General features: G+C 65.1%; 7 protein-coding genes. 3 read left to right on the top strand and 4 right to left on the bottom strand.

Going from position 1 to position 7,721, the window contains the following annotated elements:
- Window positions 1–515 (top strand): RDD family protein (locus CG716_RS26030; RefSeq protein WP_234818039.1); only part of this gene is annotated, 515 nt, incomplete at its 5' end.
- Window positions 516–524: 9 nt separating this feature from the next.
- Here CG716_RS26030 and CG716_RS26025 read toward each other — a convergent pair.
- Window positions 525–1,928: a GntP family permease gene (locus tag CG716_RS26025; RefSeq protein WP_094484034.1), complete on the bottom strand. Its 1,404-nt coding sequence runs from the start codon at window positions 1,926–1,928 to the stop codon at window positions 525–527.
- Window positions 1,929–1,933: 5 nt separating this feature from the next.
- Window positions 1,934–2,428: a gluconokinase gene (locus CG716_RS26020; RefSeq protein WP_094484033.1), complete on the bottom strand. Its 495-nt coding sequence runs from the start codon at window positions 2,426–2,428 to the stop codon at window positions 1,934–1,936.
- A gap of 139 nt (window positions 2,429–2,567) precedes the next feature.
- Between CG716_RS26020 and CG716_RS26015 the strand changes: the two genes are divergently transcribed.
- Complete coding sequence (locus CG716_RS26015; RefSeq protein ID WP_207760782.1) at window positions 2,568–3,290, top strand: FadR/GntR family transcriptional regulator; 723 nt, start codon at window positions 2,568–2,570, stop codon at window positions 3,288–3,290.
- Here the strand turns inward: CG716_RS26015 and CG716_RS26010 are convergent.
- Window positions 3,272–4,024, bottom strand: a complete 753-nt coding sequence (locus CG716_RS26010; RefSeq protein WP_094484032.1) for a DUF4333 domain-containing protein — start codon at window positions 4,022–4,024, stop codon at window positions 3,272–3,274. The genes CG716_RS26015 and CG716_RS26010 overlap by 19 nt on opposite strands.
- Before the next feature lie 107 nt (window positions 4,025–4,131).
- On the opposite strand from CG716_RS26010, the gene CG716_RS26005 reads away from it, so the two are divergent.
- Window positions 4,132–5,019 (top strand): SCO6745 family protein, encoded by an 888-nt coding sequence (locus CG716_RS26005; protein WP_094484020.1) that lies wholly within the window; start codon window positions 4,132–4,134, stop codon window positions 5,017–5,019.
- A gap of 656 nt (window positions 5,020–5,675) precedes the next feature.
- Here CG716_RS26005 and CG716_RS26000 read toward each other — a convergent pair.
- Window positions 5,676–7,712 carry a DUF7064 domain-containing protein gene (locus CG716_RS26000; RefSeq protein ID WP_165774305.1) on the bottom strand — a complete coding sequence of 679 codons (2,037 nt, stop codon included), beginning with the start codon at window positions 7,710–7,712 and terminating at the stop codon, window positions 5,676–5,678.
- Between the last annotated feature and the right edge of the window lie 9 nt (window positions 7,713–7,721).

Below are 7,721 nucleotides of genomic sequence, written 5' to 3'. Positions count from 1 at the left end.
CGCCACCGCCTCCCGGGTCGCAGGGCTATCCCCCGCCGCCGCCGTACGGCCAGCCGGGTTACGGCGCTTATCCCCCGCCCGGACCGGTCGGGCAGGAAGGTGCCGGGGTATGGATTCGCTTCGCCGCACGCCTGATTGACGGAATCCTCGCAGGCATCGTGGTGTTGCTGATCTCGTTGCCGCTCTATAACAACGACAGTTACGGCATTTTCGCCGGCGTGATCTCGGGCCTGATTCCGTTCGCCTATTTCGTCGGGTTCGAAGTGAGTCAGGGGTGGACACCGGCCAAGAAGCTGCTCGGGCTCAGCGTCCACGGACCCGGCGGCGCGGCCAAACCGACCGCACAGCAGTCCGCCATTCGCAACGCCTTCATGCTGCTGTCGGTGATCCCGTGGGTGGGCTGGCTACTCGGGTTGATCGCCGACATCGTCATCGCGGTGACGATCAACAGCAGCCCGACCAAGCAGGGTAAGCACGACGAGTTGGCCGGCGGCACGCAGGTCGTCAAGGGCTGAGCGCTGGGCTCAGATCGCCAGACTGAGCAGCATCACCACGCCCAGGCCAGTCACCGACAACACTGTCTCCATCAGTGACCAGGTCTTGATGGTCTGCACCACGCTGATCCGGAAGTACTGGTTGACCAACCAGAAGCCGGCGTCGTTGACGTGGGAGAAAAACAGCGAGCCGGCCCCGACCGCGAGCACGACCAGCGAGACCATGCCACTGCTGAGGCCCTCCACAAGTTGGAGTACCAGTGCCGAGGCGGTGATGGTGGCCACGGTCGCCGAGCCGGTCGCCAGCCGGATCAGCACGGCCAACACCCAGGCCAGCAGGATGACCGAGATGTTGGCGTCTTTGGCCCAATCGGCCAGTAAAGTGCCGATACCGCTGTCCACGAGCACCTGTTTGAAGCCGCCGCCAGCGGCGACGATCAGGATGATGCCGGCGACCGGCGGCAATCCCGACTCCACGCATTTCATCACGTCGGTACGAGACATCCCGGCCCCGCGCCCGAGGGTGAAAATGCCGACGATAACCGCGATCAGCAGAGCAACCAGGGGTGTGCCGAGCACGTCGAAAGTGATTCGGAACCATTGGTTCTCGTTGTCGATAAAGATGTCGACGAGCGCCTTGCCGAGCATCAGCACCACCGGCAGCAGCACACTGAACAACGTCACCGGGAACGACGGCCGGCGAGCATGGCCGCTCTCCTCGGAACTCAGCTCGCCGGAGCCGAATGTGTCGGGGGCCTGCACGACGACCCAGCGCCCGGCCAGCTTCCCGAACAGCGGTCCGGCCACGATGATCGTCGGAATCGCCACCACCACACCGAAAGCCAGCGTCAGACCCAGGTCGGCGTGTAGCAGGCTGATTGCGGCCAGCGGTCCCGGGTGCGGCGGCACGAAACCGTGCATCGCGGAAAGGCCTGCCAGTGCGGGAATTCCGACGGTGACCAGTGACAGCTGGGAGCGCCGCGAGACCAGATAGATGACCGGCATCAGCAGCACGAGGCCGATCTCGAAGAACATCGGCAGGCCGATGATCGCCCCCACCAGGGCCATCGCCCACGGCAGTGCCCGCGGCGAGGCGTGTCCGACGATGGTGTCGACGATCTCGTCGGCGCCACCGGAGTCGGCCAGAAGTTTGGCGAACATCGCACCCAGGGCGATCAGGATGCCCACGCTGGCAGCGGTGGAACCGAAGCCGTCGGAGAACGACTTCAGCACCTTCTCGAGGTTCTCGCCGGCCACCATGCCGACGGCCAGCGCACCGAAGATCAACGACAGGAACGGATGCAGGTGCACCACCGTGATCAGGACGACGATCACAGCGATACCCACCAGGAACGCCAGGATGAGCTGCCAGCCCGGAGCCACCGGGGTGGCTAACTTGGGCGCGTCGGCCAATATGGCGGCGTGCAGGTTCATCGGCGTCACTCTCCTTGGGCGCGGGCTACGTAGCTGTCGATGATCGCGTCGATGCTCTGGTCGACGTCGATGCTGATTCCGTGTTCGTCGGCATCGAGCGGCTCAAGGGTGTCGAACTGAGACGAGAGCAACGCCGCAGGCATGAAATGACCGGGCCTGCTTGCCTGCCGGCGAGCGATGACGTCCGTGGTTCCGCTCAGATGCAGGAACCGAACGTCGGCACAGTGCCGCCTGAGTTGGTCGCGATACTTGCGCTTGAGCGCCGAACAGCTCATTACCCCGCCGTCGCGATGGTCGGCGAGCCAGTCGCCGATGGTTTCCAGCCAGGGATAGCGGTCGTCGTCGTCGAGGGCGTGTCCGGCCGACATCTTGGCGATATTGGCCGGCGGATGGAAGTCGTCGGCATCGGCGAACGGCACCCGCAGCCGCTGAGCCAGCGCCGCGCCCACCGTCGATTTCCCCGAGCCCGACACCCCCATGACGACGATGGGTGAAGCCATGCCTGCGTTTACCCTGCTGTGGGCCATGCCACACAGCATTCATCAATAGTCATACTTTTGCAACAACCTAGGGTGTTGAATCAGCTTTTAAAGCGCCTCCAGCCATATATGACACTATGTATGAGTGACATCAGAGCCAATGGTCAGCGAGCTGCACAGCAATGTGCTGAGCGCGCTCGGCGAAGGCATCGTCTCGGGGCGCTATCAACCGGGCCAGGTTCTGACCCTCGACGGCGTCAGCGCCGAGCATGGGGTGTCACGCTCGGTGGCCCGCGAGGCCATCCGGGTGCTGGAGTCCATGCGCATGGTCGCTCCCCGACGGCGGGTCGGCATCACTATCCAGCCCGCTGTCAAGTGGAATGTGTTCGACCCCAGGGTGATTCGCTGGCGTCTAGATTCCGGTGACCGCGTCGCTCAACTGACGTCGTTGTCGGAGCTACGGCGTGGTTTCGAGCCGGCTGCCGCCGCGTTGGCCGCGAGCCGCGCCGACCCGCACCAGTGCCGCATCATGGCGGCCGCCGTATCGGACATGGTGGTCCATGGCCGCTCCGGCGACTTGGACTCATACCTGTTGGCGGACAAGGTTTTTCATCGCACACTGCTGGAAGCCAGCGGTAACGAGATGTTCCGGGCGCTCAACGACGTGGTCGCCGAGGTGCTGGCCGGACGGACGCATCACGCTATGATGCCCACCCGACCGAATCCGGCCGCTATCGCGCTGCACGACGAGGTGGCGCGGGCGGTGCGGCTGCGCGACGCGGCGACGGCCGAACGCGCGATGCGGGCCATCATCGACGAGTCGGCCGCCGCCCTGGCCGACGACCTATCCCAGCCGGCCGAAAATCAGGTGGCCGGCGCGTAGTTGAAGTCGATCCGGTCACCGTCGACCTTGGTGACCGTGATCTTGAAGTCCTGGGTCTCCTGGCCGGCCACCACCGTGCAGGTGACGGTGTTGTCGACCTTGCCTTCCAAGTCCCCTGTGCAGTCCGCCGAGTCCGGCCTGCGCCCGAGCTGCGCCGCAAGCTGATCCAGCAGAGAGCCCTCCACCTGCGCTTTCTCCAGCACCGGCAGCACGTTGAAGTACATCATCAGGCCCTCGACCTTGGTGACGACGACGGTCCGCTTGGTTGTGGTGCCGCCGGCAGTCACGTCGCAATGCGTCTGGTTCCCCTGCTTGCCGTCGAGGCCACCATCACAACTGACCGAGTCGACCGTGGCCCCAGAGACCTTCGGCAGCAGGTCTGCCACGCCTTTCTCCAACTGCGACTTGGACATCGCCGGCGTCATGTCGTAACTGACAGTAGTGCCGTCGACCTTGGTGACGGTGACGACGGGTTCGAAGGCATTGGTGCTACTCATCACGACCTCGCAGCGGGTGCTCTTGCCGACCTCACCCTGCAGATCGTCCTTGCAGGTAACCGTCTGCGGCTTCTGCCCCGCCTTCTCCAGCCGCGTAGAGATGTCTTTCTCGAGGTCCGTTTTCGACACCGAGACACCGGTGTTGGCGTTGGACGAACACCCACTCAGCGCCGCCGCGGCCAGACCCGCTGCCACCAGCGCGGCGCTCAGGCGCGGGAGCACCATCGTCGGTCGCATCATGACCTCCCAGAACATGTCAGCGGCGCGGAATCCCGCGGGTCCGCGTGCAAGATACCAATAGACCGTTGTGACGAGCGTTTCCTCGACGGTGGTTGACTGTCACGGTGAGCAGAACACCGGGACTGGCACGCCGTTTCTTCGATCGCTACGAACCCGTTCACGGCATCACCTACTTCGCGCCAGGGGTGCGAAGCAGCTTGGACGCCATGGGGTTCATCGGGTTCTGGCGAGGCTACTTCGCCGCCCGCTCCGCGCCGCTCGGCCAGGTGCCGGTCGAGGTGGTCAACGCGATCTTCTACAACTTCTCCACCGAGCGCGTACGTAAGGCGGTGCCTGCGATCTGGGACATCGCGTCGCCGGCCGAGATGGTTCAGGTCCGGCAGAACACCGCAGTCGATGCGCTGCGTGGGTACGGGTTGAGCGACGACACGCCCGGCGTGGCTGAGGCCGCCGAGCTCGCCGGTGTGGCGGCGCGGGGCGCACCGCTCGACGGCCGACCGCTGTTCGCGGCGAACCTGGCTCTCCCGTGGCCCGACAGTCCGTTGGCTGCCCTGTGGCATGCTGCGACGCTGCTGCGCGAACACCGCGGCGACGGCCACGTGGCGACTCTGGTCAGCGAGGGCATCGGCGGCCGCGAATCCAACGTGTTCCATGTGGCCGCCGGAGCGGTGCCTGCCGACTTCATCAAGCACAGCAGGGACTACTCCGACGAGGAGTGGGACGCGTGCATGCACAGCCTCGCCGAACGTGGATTGCTCACGCCCGCATGCACTCTCACCGACGCGGGCAGAGCGCTGAAGGACCACATCGAATTGCGGACCGACACGCTGGCCCTGAGCGCGTTGGGTGCCCTTGACGACGCAGCCGTGCAGCGGCTGTTCCAGGCGCTCACCCCGATCACCCGCCTGGTGATCGCCGGCGGCGACCTGCCGGTGGCGACACCGATGGCCCTGCGCCGCGACGAACTCGACGACGATTCAGCGGGCCTGTGACCACCCGGACATCTCATCGCAGTGATACTCCTTGTGGCACAGGAGTTTTGACGCCGCGATAGCCAAGTCGCACGCTGCCGCGCCCTTCCAAAGCTCGGTTCGACGCAAACCGGAGGAGTCGAGCACAAGAGCAACGCCCTGCCGTGCCCCCACATGCCAGCTAGCCGGATAAAGCCCGCAGCTGTAAATGCACTGCAAACTTCTGTTCGGGTCTATGCTCGCCGTGTATGTCCTGTTCAATTGATGCGAACGACGGCTGCGTTGGGTCGGCGAGGTTCAGTCCTGGGGGACACAATGGCGGCAGCAAGCCGCGGGGATGAGTCGGTTCAGCGCGCCGGTCTCAGTGCGCAGTTTCTCGAGCTGAAAGAACGTGCCAAAAATCTGGGCTGGGGATTGGTCGACGAGGGCGCCGGGTACTTGCTGCGTCCACTCGGCCACGGTACGGCCGTCGCGTGCACGAGCTCGGCCACACCGCTGGATCCAGAGAACGCCGACAATCCATCTTCTTGCTTGGACAACGTAAGTCAGATGCTAGACCAGATTGAAGCAGCCCAACGGAAGCCTCCCCGATAGCCCGACCGTGCCGTTGAGGTTGGCGGCGCCAAGCACAAAGTGCGTAGGGTCACCAGCGCCAGAGTGCCACCGTTGCAAGGGGTTTAGAGGTTGCGGTTCCACTCTACCCACCCGGACCCGTGCCTGCCGTCGGCGGTGTCGACGGTGACCCAGGCCCGCGGGAACTGACTGATCTGGCCCTGGGGCCCGACCAACCGCACGGGTGCATGGCCGCGGACGTCAATGGTGGCCTGCACCGGCCCCGGCTCGTAGGTGATGACGGTGGTGAGCGGTAATCCGTTGTCGGCGAAGGTCGCATCGGCTGCGACGGTCGTCGTCTCGGTAACCGCGTCGCCTGCGCGCTGAAGGTAACCGACGCTGACCGGGCCCATACCGGGGATCCGGATATCCACACCGTGCAGATGGGTGCCGTCGTCGAGATGCAGCGCATTCCAGACCCAGTCCATGCTCCACCAGTCGCGGACACCGTAGGAGTGGTCACGCTGACCCGGCACGGCGTCGAACTGGTACACCCGCCCGGCGATGGTGACGGTTCCGGTGATGGTGCAGGGAATTTCGTAACGCGTGGTGATGCGGTACGTATACGGCGTGCCGACCGTCGTCCAGGTGAGGTCCATTTCCAGATCCACCGGCCGACCGGGTTCGTCGCGCAGCAAGGCCGACGGATCGTCGTATTCCTGTGCGGTGCCACGGACTTCGACGCGATAGGACTGCAGCGGTGTGATCGCGCCGTGGCGCAGTTCGGCGCCATCTGCCCGCGCGATCGCGGGATCGGCGGGCAACGGTGCTTCAAAGTTCACGAGCGCGATGGTCGGCATATCGGGACCGCACACCAGGGCATTGATCCACGCGACATTCTGATTGGGCACCAGCCCGAGCCGGATCCAGCCGCCCACACCTTGCGACGGGTCGGCGAAATCCCAATACCAGCTCTCATTCCACAGCGGCTCGTCGCCTGGCGTATGCGCACTCTCCTCGTCGGGGTGGGGCGTCAAGGCCTCTCGCGTTGCCGGTACCGGCAGGATGTCCAGTGCGCCGGTGTCGAGTACGTGGCTGGTGTGCCGATCGAGCATCTTCAAGAACATCTGGTCGCCCCGGTCGGTGCGCTCGACCAGCATCGCCGAGACCACCGCCATCATCACGCCCGCGAAACTCTGGTGCCGCACACCGTCTCGCACCTCGTGCAGGGTGATCACCGAATCAGAGCCAAGCCCTTGGTGATACGCGCGCAGCAGCTCGTCGTAGTGCGCGCGACGGTCCTCGACCGCGATAGCACAGCCGATGAAGTAGGCGACATCGGTCATCGCTGGGCCCCAAGTGACGGTCTGCCAGTCGACCACGGTGAGATCGCGCCGGGAACCGGGACGACCGAACAGCATGTTGTCCAGCCGATAATCGCCGTGTACCAGGCCCTTGACTCGCTCGGCTACCGTTTCATTGGCGAGGTAGGCGTCGAAGCTGGCCACCAGGCGTTCGCACACCAGCCGCTGATCGGAAGTGATCGCATCGCCGTAGCGATCGGCAAATCCGGCCCACAGTTGCCCGACCAGAGCCTGGTTCAGCGGAGCGGCACGGGTGAGCCATTCAGCCTCGGCCAGGCTCTCGTTGCCGATCACCGGGGCGTGCAGACGGCCCAGCTCAGCGAGCGCCAACATAGCGTCGGCAATTGTGGCGCCACGGATTTCGTCGCCCACCTCGGCCGGGGCGGCGTCGTCGAGGAGCAGCGCGAAGATTCCGGTATGCGGGTCGTACGCGGTGTGGTAGCACTCGGCGATCGGGCCGCCGAGACGCGGCGCCACATCGGAGTAGAACTTCACCTCCCGCTCATAGAGACCCAGCGCCAGGCCGGTCTGCCTACTCATCGGATCGGTGGCGGCGACCTTGAGGACCACCGAGGCCGGACCGTCGGCGCCGTCGGTGTACGTCAGCCCGACCCGGTAGCACTCGCTCATCTGGCCGGTACCGATGCGGTCGACGGTGAATCCGGCGACGGCGGCCCCGATGGCAGCGCTGAGCCACTCGGCGGTCAAGTCTCCCGGAGTTTCGATGACGATGTCGTTGGTCTGCACGCGACCAAACTTAGGCCAGACCCGGGGCCAGACGAAGGGTTTTCCCGTCATTTCTTGACG

Origin of the sequence: Mycolicibacterium sphagni, assembly GCF_002250655.1 — a bacterium.
GTDB lineage: Bacteria > Actinomycetota > Actinomycetes > Mycobacteriales > Mycobacteriaceae > Mycobacterium > Mycobacterium sphagni.
Note: the sequence above shows the minus strand (reverse complement) of the source record. Positions and strands in the feature narration are given on the sequence as shown.